Origin of the sequence: Actinopolymorpha cephalotaxi, assembly GCF_013408535.1 — a bacterium.
Lineage (GTDB): Bacteria > Actinomycetota > Actinomycetes > Propionibacteriales > Actinopolymorphaceae > Actinopolymorpha > Actinopolymorpha cephalotaxi.
The window spans coordinates 5,704,709-5,726,423 of the sequence record NZ_JACBZA010000001.1 but is presented as its reverse complement, the minus strand read 5'-3'; the positions used below and the strand labels follow the sequence as shown (position 1 = coordinate 5,726,423).

Annotated in this window: 8 protein-coding genes and 3 rRNA genes; 7 read left to right on the top strand and 4 right to left on the bottom strand. The window is 68.3% G+C overall.

Going from position 1 to position 21,715, the window contains the following annotated elements:
* Positions 1-155: 155 nt before the first annotated feature.
* The 6 genes from clpB (at position 156) to FHR37_RS25430 (ending at position 13,369) form a co-directional block, all read left to right on the top strand.
* A complete protein-coding gene (clpB, locus tag FHR37_RS25455; RefSeq protein WP_179771027.1) occupies positions 156-2,771 on the top strand; it encodes an ATP-dependent chaperone ClpB in 2,616 nt (871 codons plus the stop codon).
* Positions 2,772-2,960: 189 nt separating this feature from the next.
* On the top strand, positions 2,961-4,862 hold the full coding sequence (gene dnaK / locus FHR37_RS25450) for a molecular chaperone DnaK (protein WP_179771026.1): 1,902 nt from the start codon (positions 2,961-2,963) through the stop codon (positions 4,860-4,862).
* Positions 4,863-5,641: 779 nt separating this feature from the next.
* Positions 5,642-7,158: ribosomal RNA gene (locus FHR37_RS25445) — 16S ribosomal RNA — on the top strand.
* A gap of 456 nt (positions 7,159-7,614) precedes the next feature.
* Positions 7,615-10,746: ribosomal RNA gene (locus FHR37_RS25440) — 23S ribosomal RNA — on the top strand.
* A 179-nt stretch (positions 10,747-10,925) separates the two neighbouring features.
* Positions 10,926-11,042: ribosomal RNA gene (gene rrf, locus FHR37_RS25435) — 5S ribosomal RNA — on the top strand.
* Together the 16S, 23S and 5S rRNA genes form the textbook arrangement of a ribosomal RNA operon.
* Positions 11,043-11,359: 317 nt before the next feature.
* A complete protein-coding gene (locus tag FHR37_RS25430) occupies positions 11,360-13,369 on the top strand; it encodes an endo-beta-N-acetylglucosaminidase (RefSeq protein WP_330831769.1) in 2,010 nt (669 codons plus the stop codon).
* A 146-nt stretch (positions 13,370-13,515) separates the two neighbouring features.
* Here FHR37_RS25430 and FHR37_RS25425 read toward each other — a convergent pair whose 3' ends face one another.
* The 4 genes from FHR37_RS25425 to FHR37_RS25410 are packed head-to-tail and all read right to left on the bottom strand — an operon-like array spanning position 13,516 to position 19,143.
* Positions 13,516-14,973, bottom strand: a complete 1,458-nt coding sequence (locus tag FHR37_RS25425) for a glycosyltransferase (protein ID WP_092885864.1) — start codon at positions 14,971-14,973, stop codon at positions 13,516-13,518.
* Positions 14,970-16,091 carry a non-hydrolyzing UDP-N-acetylglucosamine 2-epimerase gene (gene wecB, locus FHR37_RS25420; RefSeq protein WP_202818243.1) on the bottom strand — a complete coding sequence of 374 codons (1,122 nt, stop codon included), beginning with the start codon at positions 16,089-16,091 and terminating at the stop codon, positions 14,970-14,972. Before wecB ends, FHR37_RS25425 begins: the two co-directional genes overlap by 4 nt.
* On the bottom strand, positions 16,088-17,380 hold the full coding sequence (locus tag FHR37_RS25415; RefSeq protein WP_175542655.1) for a glycosyltransferase: 1,293 nt from the start codon (positions 17,378-17,380) through the stop codon (positions 16,088-16,090). The genes wecB and FHR37_RS25415 overlap by 4 nt, the downstream gene beginning before the upstream one ends.
* Positions 17,374-19,143 carry a glycosyltransferase family 4 protein gene (locus FHR37_RS25410; RefSeq protein WP_092885858.1) on the bottom strand — a complete coding sequence of 590 codons (1,770 nt, stop codon included), beginning with the start codon at positions 19,141-19,143 and terminating at the stop codon, positions 17,374-17,376. The genes FHR37_RS25415 and FHR37_RS25410 overlap by 7 nt, the downstream gene beginning before the upstream one ends.
* A gap of 325 nt (positions 19,144-19,468) precedes the next feature.
* On the opposite strand from FHR37_RS25410, the gene FHR37_RS25405 reads away from it, so the two are divergent.
* A complete protein-coding gene (locus tag FHR37_RS25405) occupies positions 19,469-21,658 on the top strand; it encodes a glycosyltransferase family protein (RefSeq protein WP_139239080.1) in 2,190 nt (729 codons plus the stop codon).
* The last annotated feature ends 57 nt before the right edge of the window (positions 21,659-21,715 follow it).

Below are 21,715 nucleotides of genomic sequence, written 5' to 3'. Positions count from 1 at the left end.
CCGGCACGATCACGAAGTTGAGTGGAATGGACTCAACTTCGTGATGGTTCAGCCAGCAGAAGACCGATGACGACGGGGGCCTGCACCGCAGACACCCAGACACCCAGACACGGGACATCCAGACAGGGAACACCCAGACCGGGGACACGGAAACCATGGATGCACAGAAACTGACGACCAAGAGCCAGGACGCGCTCTCGGCCGCGATCCGCCGGGCCGCCAACGGCGGCAACCCGGCCGTGGAGCCCGTCCACCTGCTCAGCGCGCTCGTCGCCGAGCCGGAAGGCACCGCGGCGGGCCTCCTCGAGGCGGTCGGCGCCGACCGCCGGACGGTGGAGAAGTCCGCCGACGCCGCGGCCGAGCGGCTGCCGGCGGCGAGCGGGTCGACCGTCCAGGCGCCGGGACTGTCCCGTCCGCTCTACCAGGTGATGCAGGTCGCCCAGGACCAGGCGACCGAGCTCGGTGACGAGTACGTCTCCACCGAGCACCTCCTGGTCGGGCTCGCGACCGTGGGCGGGCCCGCCAAGGACGTCCTGACCCGGGCCGGCGCCAATGCCGAGGCCCTGCTGGCGGCGTTCGCCCAGGTCCGTGGCTCCGCGCGGGTGACCACGCCGGACCCCGAGGGCACCTACAAGGCGCTGGCGAAGTACTCCGTAGACCTCACCGAAAGCGCCCGCGAGGGCAAGCTCGACCCGGTGATCGGCCGGGACTCCGAGGTGCGCCGGGTGGTCCAGGTGCTGTCCCGGCGTACCAAGAACAACCCCGTGCTGATCGGCGAGCCCGGCGTCGGCAAGACCGCCGTCGTGGAGGGGCTCGCCCAGCGCATCGTCGCCGGTGACGTTCCCGAGTCGCTGAAGGGCCGCCGGTTGGTGGCGCTCGACCTGGGTTCGATGGTGGCCGGCGCGAAGTACCGCGGTGAGTTCGAGGAACGCCTGAAGGCCGTACTCAACGAGATCAAGGAGAGCAACGGCCAGGTCATCACGTTCATCGACGAACTCCACACCGTCGTCGGCGCGGGTGCCTCCGGCGACAGCTCGATGGACGCGGGCAACATGCTCAAGCCGATGCTGGCCCGCGGCGAGCTGCGGATGATCGGCGCGACGACGCTGGACGAGTACCGCCAGCGGATCGAGAAGGACCCCGCCCTCGAACGCCGGTTCCAGCAGGTGTTCGTCGGCGAGCCGTCCGTCGAGGACACCATCGCGATCCTGCGCGGCCTGCGCGAGCGGTACGAGGCGCACCACAAGGTGCAGATCGCCGACGCCGCCCTGGTCGCCGCGGCAACCCTGTCCAACCGGTACATCACCGGGCGCAAGCTGCCGGACAAGGCGATCGACCTGGTGGACGAGTCGGCCAGCCGGCTCCGGATGGAGATCGACTCCAGCCCGGTGGAGATCGACGAGCTGCGCCGGCAGGTCGACCGGATGCGGATGGAGGAGCTGGCCCTGTCCAAGGAGGACGACGCCGCCAGCCAGGAGCGCCTGGCCACGCTGCGCGCCGAGCTCGCCGACCGCGAGGAGACGCTGCGCGGGCTGGAGGCCCGGTGGGACAAGGAGAAGTCCGGCCTCAACCACGTGGGCGAGGTCAAGCAGCGGCTGGACGACCTGCGGGTGCAGTCCGAGCGCGCCCAGCGCGAGGGCGACCTGGAGACCGCGGCGCGCATCCTCTACGGCGAGATCCCCCAGCTGGAGAAGGAGCTGCGGGAGGCCAGTGAGGCGCCGGTCGAGGTCACCGACACCGTGCCGATGGTGCGCGACGAGGTCGGTCCCGACGAGGTGGCCGAGGTGGTGTCCGCCTGGACCGGCATCCCCACCGGCCGGCTGCTGGAGGGCGAGACCGGCAAGCTGCTGCGGATGGAGGACGAACTCGGGCACCGGCTGATCGGGCAGCGCCGAGCCGTGGCCGCGGTGTCGGACGCCGTACGCCGTGCCCGGGCCGGCGTGTCCGACCCGGACCGGCCGACCGGATCGTTCCTGTTCCTCGGGCCGACCGGCGTCGGCAAGACCGAGCTGGCCAAGGCGCTGGCGGAGTTCCTCTTCGACGACGAGCGCGCGATGGTGCGGATCGACATGAGCGAGTACGCGGAGAAGCACTCGGTGGCCCGCCTGGTCGGCGCGCCGCCCGGTTACGTCGGCTACGAGGAGGGCGGTCAGCTGACCGAGGCCGTCCGCCGCCGCCCGTACTCCGTGATCCTGCTGGACGAGGTGGAGAAGGCCCACCCGGAGGTCTTCGACGTACTCCTGCAGGTGCTCGACGACGGCCGGCTGACCGACGGGCAGGGCCGCACGGTCGACTTCCGCAACGTGATCCTGATCCTCACCAGCAACCTGGGTTCGCAGTACCTCGCCGACCCGGCGCTGGCGGAGGAGAAGAAGCGCGACCTGGTGATGAACGTCGTCCGCACGTCGTTCAAGCCGGAGTTCCTCAACCGCCTGGACGAGGTGGTGCTGTTCGACCCGCTGGGCTCGGAGGAGCTCACCCGGATCGTCGAGCTCCAGATCGCCGCCCTCGCCCGGAGGCTGGGTGACCGGCGGATCCGGCTCGAGGTCACCGACGGTGCGAAGGAGTGGCTGGCGCTGACCGGCTACGACCCGGTGTACGGCGCCCGCCCGCTCCGACGGCTGGTGCAGTCGGCGATCGGCGACGGCCTGGCCCGCAAGTTGCTCGCCGGTGAGGTCCGCGACGGCAACCGCGTCCTCGTCGACGTCAACGACGCCAACGACTCCCTGGAGATCGAGCTGGCACCACCCGAACCCGCCCGGGTCGCCTGACCCGGCCCGCCCCCGACGGGGGCACCGACCACTGTCCGCTCGACGTCGACTCGACGTCCTTCCTGATCTCCATCTCGATCTCCATTCGATCCGGCCGGCCGGCCGGGTTCCCCTCTTCATCGGTGACAACACCCGGTGCGGCGCCCTCCACGGGCGCCGCACCCCAATCTCGCTCGGAGGCTTGTGGTTATGTCTCGTTCGGTCGGTATCGATCTTGGTACGACGAATTCTGTGGTGGCGGTTCTTGAGGGTGGGGAGCCGACGGTTGTGACGAATGCGGAGGGTGCGCGGACGACTCCGTCGGTGGTGGCGTTTGCGAAGAATGGTGAGGTGTTGGTGGGGGAGGTGGCGAAGCGGCAGGCGGTGACGAATGTTGATCGGACGATTCGTTCGGTGAAGCGTCATATGGGGTCGGATTGGTCGGCGTCTGTGGATGGGAAGCCGTTTACGGCGCAGCAGATTTCTGCGTTTGTGTTGCAGAAGTTGAAGCGTGATGCGGAGGCGTATCTGGGGGAGTCGGTGACGGATGCGGTGATTACCGTGCCGGCGTATTTTTCGGATGCGCAGCGTCAGGCGACGAAGGAGGCTGGTGAGATTGCTGGGCTGAATGTTCAGCGGATCATCAATGAGCCGACGGCGGCTGCGTTGGCGTATGGGTTGGACAAGGGGTCGGATCAGACGATTCTGGTGTTCGATCTGGGTGGTGGCACGTTTGATGTGTCGTTGTTGGAGATTGGTGAGGGTGTGTTCGAGGTGAAGGCGACCTCGGGTGACAACCTTCTGGGTGGGGATGACTGGGATTCGAAGATCGTGGACTGGCTGGTGGGTCAGTTCAAGAACAAGCATGGTGTGGATCTTGGGGCGGACAAGATCGCGAAGCAGCGGCTGACGGAGGCTGCGGAGAAGGCGAAGATCGAGTTGTCGTCGGCGTCGGAGACGTCGATCAATCTGCCGTATGTGACGTTGGGTGAGTCGGGTCCGTTGCATTTGGACGAGAAGTTGACTCGTGCTGAGTTCCAGCGGTTGACGGGGGATTTGTTGGAGCGGTGTCGTCGTCCGTTCCAGCAGGTGTTGCGGGATGGCGGGGTCGAGGTGGCGAAGATCGATCACGTGATTCTGGTGGGTGGTTCGACGCGGATGCCTGCGGTGGCTGAGTTGGTGCGGGAGTTGACGGGTGGTAAGGAGCCTCACAAGGGTGTGAATCCTGATGAGGTGGTGGCGATTGGTGCGTCGTTGCAGTCGGGTGTGTTGCGGGGTGAGGTGAAGGATGTCCTGTTGTTGGATGTCACTCCCCTGTCCCTCGGCATCGCGTCCGGCCGGCTGTCGGGCCAGGGCGGCATCTTCACCAAGATCATCGAGCGCAACACCACGATCCCGACCACCAAGTCGGAGGTCTTCTCCACCGCGGCCGACGGGCAGCCGTCCGTCCTGATCGAGGTGTTCCAGGGCGAGCGGGCCATGGCGGCCGACAACAAGTCCCTCGGCAACTTCGAGCTCACCGGGATCGCACCGGCGCCGCGCGGCGTGCCCAAGATCGAGGTCTCCTTCGACATCGACGCGAACGGCATCGTGCACGTGTCGGCGAAGGACCTGGGCACGGGTCGTGAGCAGAAGATGACGGTCACGGGTGGGTCGGCTCTCCCCAAGGACGACATCGAGCGGATGGTGCGGGACGCGGAGCAGTACGCCGAGGAGGACCGTCTCCGGCGTGAGGCAGCGGAGTTGCGCAACCAGGCGGACTCGCTGATCTACCAGACGGAGAAGTTCGTCGCGGACAACCCCGACAGCGTTCCGGCCGAGGTGAAGTCGGAGGTCGAGCAGGACGTCTCGGCGCTGAAGAAGGCCCTCGAGGGTGAGGACACGGACGCGGTGAAGGCGGCGTTCGACAAGCTGTCGGAGTCGCGCACCAAGATCGGTTCGGCGATCTACGCCAACGCCGAGCAGGCGCAGGGTGCCCCGACCGGCGAGGCGGCCGACCACACCGACGGACCCGACGGCACCGGCGCGACAGGGGACGCTCCCACCGGCGGTGGGGACGACGTCGTGGAGGGCGAGGTCGTCGACGACGACAAGCGTGGCGAGCAGAAGTAGCCGGCAGTAGGCCGCGGCCGGTGTAGGTGAACCGGTCGGCATGCTCCGGACGGGACCAGCGCCCCGGTCGGCGGCGACAGGTGAAGTGCGACCTGTCGCCGCTGGTCGGGGTGTTCCTGTCCGGCCTGCCGGGCGTCTGCCCCGCGCCCGTCGGGACCCCTCTGCGGGGTCCGGTGCTCGGGTGCCGGCGCATGGTCGACCCCCAAGTTGACCACCACAAGACGACCATGTAACTTCTACGAGTCGCCGGAGAGCGGGACGCCGAAAGGCGGCCGGAACGGCGGCCACTTCGCAGGGACATACCGGACGTCACACAGCTGTGTGGCGGACGTAGGATCCAGGCGAGCCGGTCACGAAGAGCCCGATTTGCCGGGCGGCGACGAGATCGGTAAGGTTTACCGGGTCGCTGAGAGAGCGGGACACCGAAAGGTGGCCGGACCAGCGACCACCCCAAAGAGATCAACGCAGGAGCGCTTCGGCGTTCTGAGTGGATCTTGAGGGTGCCCCGAACAGCCGAGTTGACACGGATGGTCGGAGCAAGTAACGTAGAGGAGTTGCCCTGGAGCCGGGCTGAGAAGTTGGGTTCTGGTGTGTGTCTGATCCTTGAGAACTCAACAGCGTGCCGAAAGTCGATGCAGTGTTTTTTGCCCCGTTGGCAGAATGCTGTGCGGGCCTGAGGGCTTTTTGTCTGAGGGTTTGTGTGGTGTTTTGTCGCGGATTCCTTTGGTGACAGGCGACCTTCGGGTTGTTTGTTTGCTGGGGTGGCTTTTTGTTGGTTTTCAACGGAGAGTTTGATCCTGGCTCAGGACGAACGCTGGCGGCGTGCTTAACACATGCAAGTCGAGCGGAAAGGCCCTTCGGGGTACTCGAGCGGCGAACGGGTGAGTAACACGTGAGCAACCTGCCTTCAGCTCTGGGATAAGCCTGGGAAACTGGGTCTAATACCGGATATGACTCTTGCCTGCATGGGTGGGGGTGGAAAGATTTATTGGCTGAAGATGGGCTCGCGGCCTATCAGCTTGTTGGTGGGGTGATGGCCTACCAAGGCTTTTACGGGTAGCCGGCCTGAGAGGGCGACCGGCCACACTGGGACTGAGACACGGCCCAGACTCCTACGGGAGGCAGCAGTGGGGAATATTGCACAATGGGCGGAAGCCTGATGCAGCAACGCCGCGTGAGGGATGACGGCCTTCGGGTTGTAAACCTCTTTCAGCGGGGACGAAGCGCAAGTGACGGTACCCGCAGAAGAAGCGCCGGCCAACTACGTGCCAGCAGCCGCGGTAACACGTAGGGCGCGAGCGTTGTCCGGAATTATTGGGCGTAAAGGGCTCGTAGGCGGTTTGTTGCGTCGAAAGTGAAAATCCGGGGCTTAACTCCGGACTTGCTTTCGATACGGGCAGACTAGAGGTAGGCAGGGGAGAGTGGAATTCCTGGTGTAGCGGTGGAATGCGCAGATATCAGGAGGAACACCGGTGGCGAAGGCGGCTCTCTGGGCCTTACCTGACGCTGAGGAGCGAAAGCGTGGGGAGCGAACAGGATTAGATACCCTGGTAGTCCACGCCGTAAACGTTGGGCGCTAGGTGTGGGGGACTTCCACGTCCTCCGTGCCGCAGCTAACGCATTAAGCGCCCCGCCTGGGGAGTACGGCCGCAAGGCTAAAACTCAAAGGAATTGACGGGGGCCCGCACAAGCGGCGGAGCATGTTGCTTAATTCGATGCAACGCGAAGAACCTTACCTGGGTTTGACATGCAGAGAAATCTCGTAGAGATACGGGGTCCGTAAGGGCTCTGCACAGGTGGTGCATGGCTGTCGTCAGCTCGTGTCGTGAGATGTTGGGTTAAGTCCCGCAACGAGCGCAACCCTCGTCCTATGTTGCCAGCGGGTAATGCCGGGAACTCATAGGAGACTGCCGGGGTCAACTCGGAGGAAGGTGGGGATGAGGTCAAGTCATCATGCCCCTTATGTCCAGGGCTGCAAACATGCTACAATGGTCGGTACAATGGGCTGCGAAATCGTAAGGTGGAGCGAATCCCTAAAAGCCGGCCTCAGTTCGGATCGGGGTCTGCAACTCGACCCCGTGAAGTTGGAGTCGCTAGTAATCGCGGATCAGCAACGCCGCGGTGAATACGTTCCCGGGCCTTGTACACACCGCCCGTCAAGTCATGAAAGTCGGCAATACCCGAAGCCGGTGACCTAACCCCTTGTGGGATGGAGCCGTCGAAGGTGGGGCTGGCGATTAGGACTAAGTCGTAACAAGGTAGCCGTACCGGAAGGTGCGGCTGGATCACCTCCTTTCTAAGGAGCTTTTCTGGCGGCTGCTCTTCGGGGTGGTTGTCCAGGGCGCCGTTGTCCGGCCGAGTGTGTCGGAGCGGTGAGCTCATTTAGTGGAGCATCGGCTAGTGGGTGTTTACCCACGGTTTTCACGTGGCCTAGTACTGCGTCTTCGCCTGTTTGGTGGAGATGTGTGGAGCGGGGCGTGGGCTGTGGGTGGCGCTGAGGCACGTTGTTGGGTCCTGAGGGATCAGGCCATGGCCGGCGGTTTTTCCGCCGGGTTGTGTGGTCGGGTTTCTTTGGTTGTCGGGCCGTTCCTTCACCGGACGGCCGCCCGGGTTTCGCCGGCGGGATGTTTCTCGTTCGGGGTTGTTTCGGGTGGTGCGCGGTGGTTGTGGGGTGGTTTCCGTTCGTTTCTTGAGAACTGCATAGTGGACGCGAGCATCTTTGTTTTGCCGAGAACTGTGTGTCTGTTTGTTGTGACAAGTTAGTAAGGGCACTCGGTGGATGCCTTGGCACCAGAAGCCGATGAAGGACGTAGGAGCCTGCGAAAAGCCCCGGGGAGTTGGCAACCGAGCTGTGATCCGGGGGTGTCCGAATGGGGAAACCCGGCTGGAGTCATGTCCAGTCACCGGCGCCTGAACACATAGGGCGTTCGGAGGGAACGCGGGGAAGTGAAACATCTCAGTACCCGCAGGAAGAGAAAACAATTGTGATTCCGTGAGTAGCGGCGAGCGAAAGCGGAAGAGGCTAAACCGTGTAGGTGTGATAGCTGGCAGGTGTTGCCTATGCGGGGTTGTGGGACCGTCTTGTCGGAGCTGCTGATCTGGCGAGGAGTTATAAACCGCTGCGGAAGTCGAAGGGTCTGGAAAGTCCCGGCATAGCAGGTGATACCCCTGTAGACGTAACGTGGTGGCTCCTGGACGTGTTCCCAAGTAGCACGGGACCCGTGAAATCCTGTGTGAATCTGGCGGGACCACCCGCCAAGCCTAAATACTTTCTGGTGACCGATAGTGCACTAGTACCGTGAGGGAAAGGTGAAAAGTACCCCGGGAGGGGAGTGAAATAGTTCCTGAAACCGGGTGCCTACAATCCGTCGGAGCATTCCCTTTGTGGGGTGTGACGGCGTGCCTTTTGAAGAATGAGCCTGCGAGTTAGTGGTGCGTGGCGAGGTTAACCCGTGTGGGGAAGCCGTAGCGAAAGCGAGTCCGAACAGGGCGTTTGAGTCGCGTGCTCTAGACCCGAAGCGGAGTGATCTACCCATGGGCAGGGTGAAGCGCGGGTAAGACCGCGTGGAGGCCCGAACCCACCGGCGTTGAAAAGCCGGGGGATGACCTGTGGGTAGGGGTGAAAGGCCAATCAAACTCCGTGATAGCTGGTTCTCCCCGAAATGCATTTAGGTGCAGCGTCGCGTGTTTCCTACCGGAGGTAGAGCACTGGATGGTCTAGGGGGCCGACAAGCTTACCGAAATCAGCCAAACTCCGAATGCCGGTAGGTGAGAGCGCGGCAGTGAGACTGTGGGGGATAAGCTTCATAGTCGAGAGGGAAACAGCCCAGATCACCAGCTAAGGCCCCTAAGCGTTCGCTAAGTGGAAAAGGATGTGGAGTCGCAGAGACAACCAGGAGGTTGGCTTAGAAGCAGCCACCCTTGAAAGAGTGCGTAATAGCTCACTGGTCAAGTGATTCTGCGCCGACAATGTAGCGGGGCTCAAGCGAACCGCCGAAGCTGTGGCATTCACGTATTGTTCGGCCCTTACCTTTCGGGGTGGGGTCCAGACGTGTGGATGGGTAGGGGAGCGTCGTGTGGCGTGTGAAGCGGCGGGGTGACCCAGTCGTGGATGCTACACGAGTGAGAATGCAGGCATGAGTAGCGAAAGAGGAGTGAGAAACTCCTCCGCCGAATGACCAAGGGTTCCAGGGCCAGGCTAATCCGCCCTGGGTAAGTCGGGACCTAAGGCGAGGCCGACAGGCGTAGTCGATGGACAACGGGTTGATATTCCCGTACCGGCTTTGTCGCGCCCATGCTGAGCCCGGTGATGCTAAGCGCCCGAGTCTGGTTCGACCTTTCGGGGTTGTTCTGGGTGAGCGCGTGAACCGATCCGGTAGTAGGCAAGCGATGGGGTGACGCAGGAGGGTAGCTCTACGCGGCGATGGTAGGCGAAAGCTGATCCGCGGGCAAAGGCGTAGGACGAGGCGTTGGTAAATCCGCGTCTCATGATGTCTGAGACCTGATGCCGAGCCGATTGAGGCGAAGTGAGTGATCCCATGCTGCCGAGAAAAACCTCTAGTGAGTGACAAGGCCGCCCGTACCCCAAACCGACACAGGTGGTCAGGTAGAGAATACCAAGGCGATCGGGCGAACCGTGGTTAAGGAACTCGGCAAAATGCCCCCGTAACTTCGGGAGAAGGGGGACCGGATCCGTGAGGGGACTTGCTCCCTGCAGCGGTGAAGGTCGCAGAGACCAGGCCCAAGCGACTGTTTACTAAAAACACAGGTCCGTGCGAAGTCGCAAGACGATGTATACGGACTGACGCCTGCCCGGTGCTGGAACGTTAAGGGGACCGGTTAGACCTCACGGTCGAAGCTGAGAACTTAAGCGCCAGTAAACGGCGGTGGTAACTATAACCATCCTAAGGTAGCGAAATTCCTTGTCGGGTAAGTTCCGACCTGCACGAATGGCGTAACGACTTGGGCGCTGTCTCAACCACGGACCCGGCGAAATTGCACTACGAGTAAAGATGCTCGTTACGCGCAGCAGGACGGAAAGACCCCGGGACCTTTACTACAGCTTGGTATTGGTGGTCGGTTCGGTTTGTGTAGGATAGGTGGGAGACTGTGAAGCCTGGACGCCAGTTCGGGTGGAGTCAACGTTGAAATACCACTCTGATCGTATTGGCTGTCTAACCTCGGTCCGTTATCCGGATCAGGGACAGTGCCTGGTGGGTAGTTTAACTGGGGCGGTTGCCTCCCAAAATGTAACGGAGGCGCCCAAAGGTTCCCTCAGCCTGGTTGGCAATCAGGTGGCGAGTGCAAGTGCACAAGGGAGCTTGACTGTGAGACCGACAGGTCGAGCAGGGACGAAAGTCGGGACTAGTGATCTTACGGTGGCACGTGGAAGCGCCGTGACTCAACGGATAAAAGGTACCCCGGGGATAACAGGCTGATCTTGCCCAAGAGTCCATATCGACGGCATGGTTTGGCACCTCGATGTCGGCTCGTCGCATCCTGGGGCCGGAGCAGGTCCCAAGGGTTGGGCTGTTCGCCCATTAAAGCGGTACGCGAGCTGGGTTTAGAACGTCGTGAGACAGTTCGGTCCCTATCCGCTGTGCGCGCAGGAGACTTGAGAAGGGCTGTCCCTAGTACGAGAGGACCGGGACGGACGAACCTCTGGTGTGCCAGTTGTTCTGCCAAGAGCACGGCTGGTTGGCTACGTTCGGAAGTGATAACCGCTGAAGGCATCTAAGCGGGAAGCACGCTTCAAGATGAGGTCTCCCACCGGGTTAACCGGGTAAGGCCCCCAGAAGACGACTGGGTTGATAGGCCAGATGTGGAAGCGAGGACTAAAGACTCGTGAAGCTGACTGGTACTAATAGGCCGAGGGCTTGTCACACACCACACCTTTCGCGGGTGTGAGCACCACACACGTGACCTGCGAAACAAAGACTGTGCGTCCACTATGCGGTTCTGAAGAAACGAACCACCCACCCCGCCACACAACACCGGCCAAGTAGGTCGGGGAGTTTGTGTGGGCCCGGCAGTTGTGGTTGCTGGTTCACATCTTCACAGCGTTACGGCGGTCATGGCGAAGGGGAAACACCCGGTCCCATTCCGAACCCGGAAGTTAAGCTCTTCAGCGCCGATGGTACTGCAGGAGGGATCCTGTGGGAGAGTAGGACGCCGCCGGACATACATTGGTTGAGGGCCACCCCACACGGGGTGGCCCTCAGTCATTTCCGGACCTTTTTGCCGCCTTTCACGGTCGCCCGTTCACCTCGCCAGATGTGGCCGTCATTGGTGCTTCCCTTGCCCTCGGCCGGGTCGGCGCACCATGATCCACTTCACCGTGGGTCGACGTAGGGCAGCTTGGCCTGGCCATGCACCAGGCGGTGTGCCGAACCCGAACACCCGCGGGATTGTCCGCGGCAACGGGGCCGGCAGCTGCCCGGCAGACGGCGAGGTCGACGATGGGGAGATCCACAGCGAGGTTCGGCCGGACTGCCGGGGTGGCACTGGCAGTCGGACTCCTCGGCGCGGCGATGGCGCCCGGCGCGGTGAGCGCGGCAAGTACGACGGCGACCCGCGTGACGCCGGCAAGTACGGCCGCTACCCGCGTGACGGCGACGGGTACGCCGGCGACGGGTACGACGGGTGCGGGTACGCCGGCGACCGCGAGGACGGGACGCGCGAGTTCGGCCCCGTCCGCCGGCGTGGGCCAGCCCTACGCGCCCAACTGGTTCCCGGAGGAGCTGCTCGCCTGGAGCCCGTCCAGCGATCCGGACGCTGCGTACAACCGCAGCACTACTCCCCTGGCCGGTCGGGTCACGGACCGTTTGACGACCGCCAACCCACTGGCGAGGCCCCGCCGGGTGATGGCGCTCTCGGTGTTCGCCAACACCGACGGCAACCCGTCCCAGGGGTCGGCCGACTTCGACTACTACACCTCCGACTTCTGGCAGTACCTCGACACGTTGGTGTTCTGGGGCGGATCCGCCGGCGAGGGCCTGATCCTCGCGCCTAATCCGACCGTGGTCGACGCGGCCCACCGCAACGGCGTACCGGTCCTCGGCACCGTCTTCCTCCCGCCCACCGTGTACGGCGGAAAGCTGGAATGGGTACGCCAGCTCCTCACCCGCGACGCCGCCGGCCATTTCCCCGCCGCGGCCAAGCTGGCGGAGGCGGCCGACTACTACGGTTTCGACGGCTGGTTCGTCAACCAGGAGACCGAGGGGGCGGACCCCGCGCTGGCCGCGGACATGCGCGACTTCCTGGTCGAGCTCAAAGCGCAGGGCCAGCAGGTGCTGTGGTACGACTCGATGGTCGAGTCCGGCGAGGTGGACTGGCAGGACGCGCTCACCGACGCCAATGACGGCTTCTTCGCCGTCTCGGACCTGATGTTCCTCAACTACGGCTGGAACGCGGACCGGCTGGCCTCCTCGGCCGCACACGCGAAGGCGATGGGCCGCGATCCGGCCGACCTGCACGCCGGTGTGGACGTGGGCTGGCGGCAGTTCGCGGTGCAGAGCTACTTCGACACGCTGTTCCCCGACGGCGGCAACGGATCCGGTGTTTCCCTCGCGTTGTACCGGCCCGACTTCACCCTCACCGGCACCGACGACAGGTCGCAGTACGCCGAGCGGGACGCCCGCTTCTGGGTCGGCGCGGACGACGACCCGAGCACCTCCGGCGCAGACGCCGACGGCTGGCGAGGAGTGTCGACCAAGGTCGCCGAGCACGCGGTGGTGACCCACACGCCGTTCGTCACCAGGTTCGGCGACGGCCGCGGCCGGCTCTGGGCGTACGACGGGAAGGTGTGGCAGCGCGGCGACTGGAACAACCTCAGCGCCCAGGACGTCCTGCCGACCTGGCGCTGGATCGTTCGGGGGGCACCGCTGACCGTCGACCTGGACCACGGCCAGGCCTGGCGGGGAGGCTCGTCCCTGCACATCCGCGGTGACCTCACCGAACCCACCACCATCCCGCTGTACGCGACGCGGCTGACGGTCGGCCGGGACACCAGGCTCCGGGTGACGGCGACGGGTGACGCGAGCTGGGACGCCGTTCTCCGGTTCGCCGACCAGCCGGGCCGCGATGTCGTCGTACCGCTCGGGGACACCGGGACCCGGTGGCGCACCCACACCGCGGCGCTGGGACGGTTCGGCGGCCGGGCGCTCGTCAGCGTGGGCCTGCGCCTGCGCGGCGCGCAGCCGGACCTGGACGTCCACGTCGGCGAGTTCGCACTGCTCGGCCACGGGTCCCGGCCTCCGGCCGCGCCGGTGAACGTCGAGGCCGAACGCTCCGGTGACGGCGTGCGCGTGCACTGGGTCTCCCGGGCCGGTGAGGGTACGCGCTACGAGGTCGAGGCGGTGACCGCCCGCGGGGACCGCACCTGGCTGGGCGCCACCACCGGGTCGGCGTTCTACGCGGCGAAGCTGCCCGCGGACACGGCCCGGGTCGAGGTGGTGCCGGTCGGGGCCGACGGCCGTCGCGCGGCCGCCGGATCGGGCCGGCTCTGACCGTCCACGTCGGAGTGTGCGGGCGCGGATCGGACCGGCTCTGACTGCTTCGGCATCGGATTGCGGGCGACCGGGCGCGGAGGGGACGCCCGGTCGCCCGGCGGCGGGACTCCGGCGCGGGCGGGTGGCCGTTCCGGGGCCCGACGTCAGACGTGGTCGGCGACGGCCGGCCGTTCGTCCGGTTCGTTCGGTTCGTTCGGGTCGGCCTCGGCCGGCCACCGGTAGACGGAGTGTGCGATCGCTAGCCGCCGGGCGCGGTACGCCGGGGAGGAGCCCGGCAGCACGTGCTCGACCGGGTGTTCGCCGCGTAGTTCGGCCGGGTCCAGCCGGTCGGTGACGATCGGCCGTACGGTCAGCGGCCGCGTGGGTCCGGGGACCGGCAGCCGGCCCAGAGCCCGGCGTACCGCCGAGGTTCCGGCCGGTCCGAGCGCGCGCATCACACCCGCCCGGGCTTCCAGGTCGAACGTCCGTAACCGTTCGGTGCGGCCCGGCCGGTGGCCGGTGAAGCCGCCGAGGTCGCGCAACCGTTCCGCCGTGGCCAGGTCACCGGTCGGCGTCGGCAGCCGCGCGCACGCGAGAGCCAGCTCGGCCCGCCGGGACGGCTCCAGCAGCAGCGCACACGCCTCGGCGACCGCGGCCGCGGTGTCATCGGCCGCGAGTACGGCCAATCCCGCCCGGGCCACCGCCGCGGACCGGGCCTGCTGGTCGTCGGTGGCGGTGGCGGCGTTCGGCACCAGAACGGTCGGCACCCCGGCCGGCAGCAACTCGTGTACCGCGTTGTAGCCGGCCGCGCTCACCGCCGCGTCGAACGCCGCGAGGTGACGGGCCAGCGGGTAGACGCCCACCAGTTCGTGCACCCGGGCCGCCTCCGCAGGCGGCAGCCCGGACCGCGCCAGTGGTGCCCGGGTCACCGCCACCTGCCACTCGGGACGGTCGAGGAAGGTCCGGATCGCGGCCAGTGCGGGAGTGACCGCGTCGTTGATCGAGCCGGCGCCGAGGGTGACCAGGGCGGTCGGCCGGTCCGGGTCGAGACCGAGCGCGGCCGCCGCCTCCGGTCGCGGCAGTGGCCGGCTCCGGGGCCAGACGCTGATCGGCGGCACCCGGACGGCGTTCCGGCGCCCGGCGGTGGCGCCGTGGTCGGCCTCGGCGGCCAGGTCGCCGGGCTCGACGACCAGGTCGAAGAACGGTTCGGCGGCCAGCGCCCGCCGGTTGGCGCCAGGCCGCCACATTCCGCGGCGTACCCAGACGAACGCGACGTCCGGGTGCGCGGCCCGGGCCCGGAGCAGCCCGAGGTAGGGCGCCACCCCGTCGAAGACGAACGTGTCGGCGCCCGTCTCGGCCAGCAGCGCGCCGACGCGCGCGGCGAGGTACCCGTGCCAGGACAGGTGCGGCATCCAGTTCCGGTGGTGGCTCGGGCAGTACTCCGCCCGCAGTCCGTGCCGGGTCACCACATGCACGGCCTGGGACAGGGAGAAGACGAGCGGTTCGGCGTCCACCGTGTCCTGGAGCGCGAGCGCGACGGCGGCCTGCCGGGCCAGGTGCCCCATGCCGGTGCCGTTGCTGGTGGCCAGGACGATCCGGCGCGCCGGGGCGGCGTCGCTCATCCGGGGGTGTCGGCCGCGCCCGCCACGCTCGCCGGAGCCGAGCGGTCGGTCAGCCAGGAGGAGACGATCGCGGCGATGCGCGGCCCGGCCTGCCCGTCCCACAGTGGCGGCACCGGCCACGACGACGGGCGCCCGCGGTCGGCGATCTGGGCCAGCTCGGCCGGCAGGGTGTCCGCGCGTACCAGCCGGTTGGTGCCGTGGGTGATGGTCGCCGGGCGTTCGGTGGATGGGCGAAGAGTGAGGCAGGGTACGCCGAGCACGGTGGTCTCCTCCTGCACGCCGCCGGAGTCGGTGAGGACCGCCTCGGCGCCGCGGACGAGCGACATGAACTCGACGTACCCCAGCGGGTCCACGACCCGGATGTCCGGGTGGTCGGCGAAGCCGAGCTCGAGCAGCCGGGTCCGGCCGCGCGGGTGCAGCGGGACCAGGATCGGCATCAGGTCGGCGCACTTGTGCATCGCCTGCACCAGCGTGCGGGCCTGCGCATCGCTGTCGACGTTGCCGGGACGGTGCAGGGTGGCCACGGCGTACCGGCCGGTCAGCCCGTGCGCCTCCTGGGCGGGCCCGGGCTCGAACCGGTCCAGGTGGGTGAGCAGCGTGTCGATCATCGGGTTGCCGACCAGGTGGATCCGGTCGTCCGGCACGCCCTCGCGGGCCAGGTGGCCGATCGCCTCCGGGCTGGTGACGAACGCGAGCTCGGACAGCGCGTCGGTGACCTTGCGGTTGACCTCCTCCGGCATGGTCGGGTCGAAGCTGCGCAGCCCGGCCTCCACGTGTGCCAGTGGTACGCCGATCTTCGCGCAGACCAGCGCCGCCGCCACGGTGGAGTTGACGTCGCCGTACACCACGACGAGCTCGGGTGGCTCGCCGGTGAACAGCTTCTCCAGCGCGACCATCACCGCGGCCGTCTGGCTCGCGTGCGAACCCGAGCCGACGCCGAGGTTGACGTCCGGGCGGGGCAGGTCCAGCTCCTGGAAGAAGATCTCCGACATCCGGTCGTCGTAGTGCTGCCCGGTGTGCACCAGCCGCTGCTCGACTCCGAGCCGGGCGAGCGCGGCCAGGACCGGGGCGGCCTTGGGAAAGTTCGGACGGGCGCCGGTGATGTGCACGACGGTCACGGTGTTCCTCCTTGGACGTGTTCTGGGTCCTGCCCCTGGACGTGTCCGGGGATGTGCTCCGGGACGAGGTGCTCGGCGAGATGCTCCGGGGCCGGTGTGGGGTCGAGCCATCCGCGCACGGCGGCGGCGAAGGCGGCCGACACCCGGGCGGGGGCAAGCCGGGCGGCTGCCGCGGCGGCGCTCGCCCGGGCCTGAGGCGTGGTGAGCACCCGCCCAGCCTCGGCGAGCGCTTCGAGCAGGCCGTCGACGCTGCCGGCCGCGGTGCTTGCGGCGGTCCTTCCGTCGTACCGCAGCGTGTGGTTCGCCTCCAGCCGTAGCCCGGGTGCCGCGTCGTCACGGACCACCGCGGGCAGCCCGAACGTGAGCGCGAGCGCGCGGGCGCCGGAGTTCAGCGAACGGCGGTACGGAAGCACCGCGATGTCGGCCGCTCGCAGGTAGACCTGCATCTCCTCCACCGGGATCTTCCAGAGTGAGGCGTGCGCGGTGGGGTGCGCCAGCAGCCGGTCCCGGAACGCCAGCGTCTCCGGGTCGGAGCCGGCCGGCCCGGCGACGAGCAGGGCGTACCGCCCGGGTTCGCGTTCACACAAGAGGTCGAACGCGTCGAGGAGTTCGGTGATCCCCTTGTACGGCTGGACCCGGCCGAGCAGCAGGAAGACGGTGGTGCCGTCCGGCAGCCCGAGTTCGGCCCGGGCCTGCGCGCGTGGCATCCACGACGGGTAGGCGTCCTGGTAGCACGGATGCGGGATCGACAGCTCCTTGTGCGCGGGGATGTCGAACCACGGCGCGACCAGCTCGCGGGTGCGTGGGCTCATCACGTGCACGCGCTCGGCCAGGGAGACCACGCCCTGCCGTAGCTCGGCGTCCAGGTCGGGGTAGCGGGTCTCGTGCGGAAGGATGTTGTGCACCGTCCACAGCAGCCGTGCGCCGGTGTCGCACAGCTGTGCCAGGCCGTCGAGGAACTCCTTCACCCGGTCGCGGGCGTCGGCCTCGTCGCGTGCCTTCGCGAGTACGACGTTCAGCCAGTGCAGGTGGACCACGAAGTCCACGCCCGCGCCCGCGACCATGGAGGCGACCTGCCGGGTGGTGCCGAGGTCGTACGTCGGCAGCGGTGTGAGCCCGGCGGGGCGCAGCCGGGAGTAGAGCATGTCCTGGAAGGGGTTTCCGCGTGCGACCGGGAAGTATCCGAACAGCGCGCCGTCGGGCCGGGTCCAGTCGTGCCCGGCCAGCGCGCGGGCCGCGTCGTCGACGGCCAGGGCGGGTTCGTGCCCGAGGCGCCGGGTGATCAGCACGCCGATCCCTCCTCCGCGGTGCGTCCCGGGCGCGCCTGTGGGCCCCATCGATCCGGGCGGCGGGGCCGCAGCAGGTCGGCGTACGCCTGGGCGAAGGCGCCGGCCACCGCGTCCCAGGAACGCTCGGTGGCGACCCACTTCGCGGCGTTGTCAACCAGCAATTGACGGGTGGGTACGTCGTCCATCAGTTCCGCGGCCGCGGCCGCCAGAGCGCCCGCCTGGCCGGCCCGGAACGTCAGCCCACGTTGGCCTTCCGCACCTTCGGGCGTGCTGCCCACGATCTCGGTCAGCGCCGGCAGGTCGGCGACCAGGACCGGAACCCGCATCGCCATCGCCTCGAACGGCTTCATCGGCGAGACCATCCGGGCGGCGCGCTCGTCCACCCGTGGCACCACGAACAGGTCGATCTGGGCGTAGTGCCCGGCCACCTCGTCGAAGGGGACGTTGCCGGTGAAGACCACGTGCTCGGCCACGTCGAGGCGCCGGGCCAGGTCCTCCAGCGCGCCGCGCCGGCCGCCGTCGCCGACCAGCAGCCCGGTCACCGCGCGTCCCCGCGCCCGCAGCCGGGCCACCGCCTCGATCAGCACCTCCTGTCCCTCCCGCGGGTGGGACAGGTTGCTCACGTAGCCGAGGGTGAACGTGTCCGTCAACCCCAGCTTGCGGCGCAGGGCGGGGTCGCGCGGGCGGGGTGCGAACCGGTCGAGGTCGACGCCGTTGGGCACCACCCGCACCTTGTCCGCCGGGATGCCGTGGCGTTCGACGATCTCGTCCCGCATCGGCGACGACAGCGTGAGGATGAGGTCGGCCTCGCGCATCATCGCGGTCTCGGTGGCGAACCGGCGGCGGGGATACTCCGCGGTCTCGGCGAGGCCGGCGTCGGAGGTCCAGGTCGTCTCGAAGAAGCTGCGCACCTCGTACAGCCAGGGGAGGCCGGCCCAGCGGGCGACCGCGCCGGCGGCCAGCGCGGTCTCGTATCCCCGGTGGCCGGACGAGACGTGCAGCAGGGCGGGGCGTTCGCGGGCGACGACCCCGGCGAGGGCGGCGGCGGCCAGGCTGGCGTACTCGTCGTGCCCGAGGTCGCGCAGGCGGCGGCCGGCGTTCGGCAGCAGATGGTGGTACGTCACTCCCTCGACCACGCTGCGGTCCGGTGCGCCGGTCGCGTTCGACCCGTCGGTCGCGTCCAGCGTGCCGGGGAAGCCGGGCTCGGTGACCCCCACGACGTCCCACCCCTCCCGGGCGAGAGCACGCAGCGACTCGTGGGACCTGGTGCAGAACCCGTTGTGCAGATAGGGCCTGGACTCCTTGGCGACGTAGAGCACCCGGCCCGGGTGGGCGTCGTACTCCCGCGGAGCGGGTGCGGTGACCACCGGCCGCCAGCGCGGGTCGGTCTCGGTGGCCCGGCCGACCGCCCTGCGGGCCTCCCGCCAGTGCGCGGGCAGCTGGGTGCGCTCGGCCCGGGCGACCGCGTAGGACCCGGCCTCGGTGACCGCGCCCCGCTTCGTCGCCACCCGGAGCCCCAGGTCGAGTGCCGCCTCGTCGCGCGGGTCGCGCCGCAGCACCGCCTCGACGCGGGCCGCGGCCTCGGCGTACTCCCCGGCACCGAGGCTCGCCCGGGCAGCGCTCAGGCCGGTCCGGGCCACGATCGCGGTCTGCCGGCCGAGCACGGCCCGTTGGAGTTCACGCAGCCGCCGGCGGGCCCGCGGAGAGAGGCGCTGCCGGGCGAGCGCGCGCCCGCGCCGGGCCAGATCGTCCGCGAAACTCAACCTCCGCCCTCCCAGGCTCGTACGCGGTGCCGCGTCGTCGGTGTTCCCGTCGGTGTGTGCAGCTTCGGGGTGTCCAGCTTCGGGGTGTCCAGCTTCGGGCCGGTCGCGCTCGGTGAGCGAAGGCCCGGATTGCCCAGCTTGCCAAACAATGCGGAGCGCGGGCGGCGAACGGCGAGATCGGCGGAATCCGACGCCGAATGTCACCGTACGTGAAGGCGGCGAGGCTGCACCGGGACTCTCGGACGGGGCGGGCACGGGCCCGGCTTTACCTGACTGTTCGACGTCGGTGCTCGGCATCGGTGGTGAGGGTCCCTATGCTCCGGTCGTGGCTGACGACACACCTCTCGGCGTCCAGCAGGCGCGGCCGGCACCCGGGGAAGGCCCGGAAGGCTCCCCGGCGGCGGCCGCAGTGGGCAGCGTAGTTGTGCTGTGCGACCCGAACTGGCCCGCTGAGCCGGGCGTGTGCTGTTGGCGCGCGAACGTTCACACCGCCTTCACCGAACTCGGCCTGGACGTTCACCAGGTCGCCTGGTCGCCGCCGCCACCGGACGTCGTGGAGCCGACGACGGCACCCGCCGCGCGGATGCCCGGCACTGCCGGGGTGGCGGTGCGGTTCGTCGGCCGGGCCGCGCGCGCCGGTGCGTACGCCGTCGCCCGGCGGACCCACACGGCGGCCAGGCGGGTGGGCCACGAGTTCGGCGTGCACGTGGCCCGGCGGCGCGCGGGTATGGCCGCGCCGGTGGAGCCGGTGCCCACGCGGACCTCCGGTGCCCCCGACCCCCAGCTCGCCGCGCTGGCCGGCGCCCGGCTGGTGCTCGCCGAGTCCGCCGCGGCGGCGCTGGCCGCGGTCGACTCCGGCGTACCCGGCGCCGTCGTCTGGCTGTTCGCCGTCCCGCCCGAACGCGCCGCGCCGGGTGAGCCGGTGACCTGGGCCGGGAAGGTACGGGAGGCCGCTCCGCTGGTCGGCGGGCTGGTCGCGGACAGCCTGGACGCCGCGGGCGTGCTGGAGCGGGTGGCCGGCCCGGTGCGGACGATCGTCTTCCCGCCGCTGGCCGCCGACCGGCCCTGCCCGACCTGCGGCGGCCGGGGTGGTCAGGGTGGTCGGGGTGGCCTGGGCGCTCGGGGCGGGACTCGTCGCGGCGGTCGTACGGACGTACATCCCGAGGACGTTCCCGGTCACCTCGCGCTGTGGCGGCGGCTGCTGGACGAGACCGCGGACGGTGCGGCTCCCGGGCCGACGGCGTACTCCTATCCGGTCGCCCGGCTGCGCGGCGACGGCGGCCCCTGGACACCGCCCGAGCTGGACCGCTGGGGCGGCGAGCCGTGGCCGCGGACCGGAGAGCCGCAGGCGGAGTGGACCGCCGCCGCCCAGGACGACGGCGCCCGCCGGCTGCTCGCGCTGCTGCCGCCGCTCGCGGAGCCCGAGCCGTCCGCCGGCCCAGCCGGCTCAGTGGCCACAGCCGGCTCGGCCGGCGGGACCGTGCGCGTCCGGGTCTTCGGGCACGACATGAAGTTCATGCGCGGCCTGGCCACCCGGCTCGGGCAGCGGCCCGACCTGGAGGTGGCCGTCGACGAGTGGCGTACGCCCGGCGCGCGCAACGACGGCATCACCGAGAACCTCGCCCGTTCCGGTCAGCTGCTGGTGGCCGAATGGGCCCGGCCGAACGCGGTCTGGCTGTCCAGGACGAAGCGCCCCGACCAGCGGCTGGTCGTACGCCTGCACCGGTTCGAGATCGAGAGCGACTATCCCGCGAAGATCGAGCTCGACGCCGTGGACGCGGTGGTCTACATCGCGCCGCACATGCGTCGGCGGATCCGGACCGAGCTCGGCTGGCCGGACGAGAAGCTGCTCTACATCCCGAACTACGTCGACCTCGCCGCGCTGGACCGGCCGAAGTACGCCGAGGCGCGGTTCACCCTCGGCATGGTCGGGATCACGCCCGGCCTGAAGCGGTTCGACCTGGCCCTGGACCTGCTCGCCGCGCTGCGGCGGAAAGACCCGAGGTTCCACCTGCTGGTGCGGAGCAGGATGGGCTGGGCGCACAAGCCGTCGTGGGAGCGCCCGAAGGAACGCCGCGACACCCAGCGCAGCCTGGAACGGGTGGAGAAGGATCCGCTGCTGCGCGGCGCGGTGATGTTCGACGCCTTCGGCCAGGACATGCCCGCGTGGTACCGCAAGGTGGGCCACATCCTGTCGCTGTCGGACGTGGAGGGTTCGCACGCCGCGCTGGCGGAGGGCATGGGCTCGGGCGCGGTGCCGGTGATCCGGGCCTGGGAAGGTGCTGCCGAGGCGTACGGCCAGGACGCCCTGTGCGGTTCCCTGGACGAGGCGGTGGCGCGGGTGCTGGAGACCTCCGACCAGGCGACCTGGGAGGAGCGGTCGGCCTGGGCCAGGGCGGAGGTCGCCCGCAGGTTCGACCCCGGCCAGGTGGTGGCCGCGTGGGCGGACCTGGCCCACGACCGGGTGGACCGGGCGCGGGCGAGGTTCGCGGCGTACGCCGACGTCGGCGCCTGACGGTCCTTCCCTTGGTACGACCAAACGGCACCCGGTAGTAGCGGAGCCGCAGCCGGT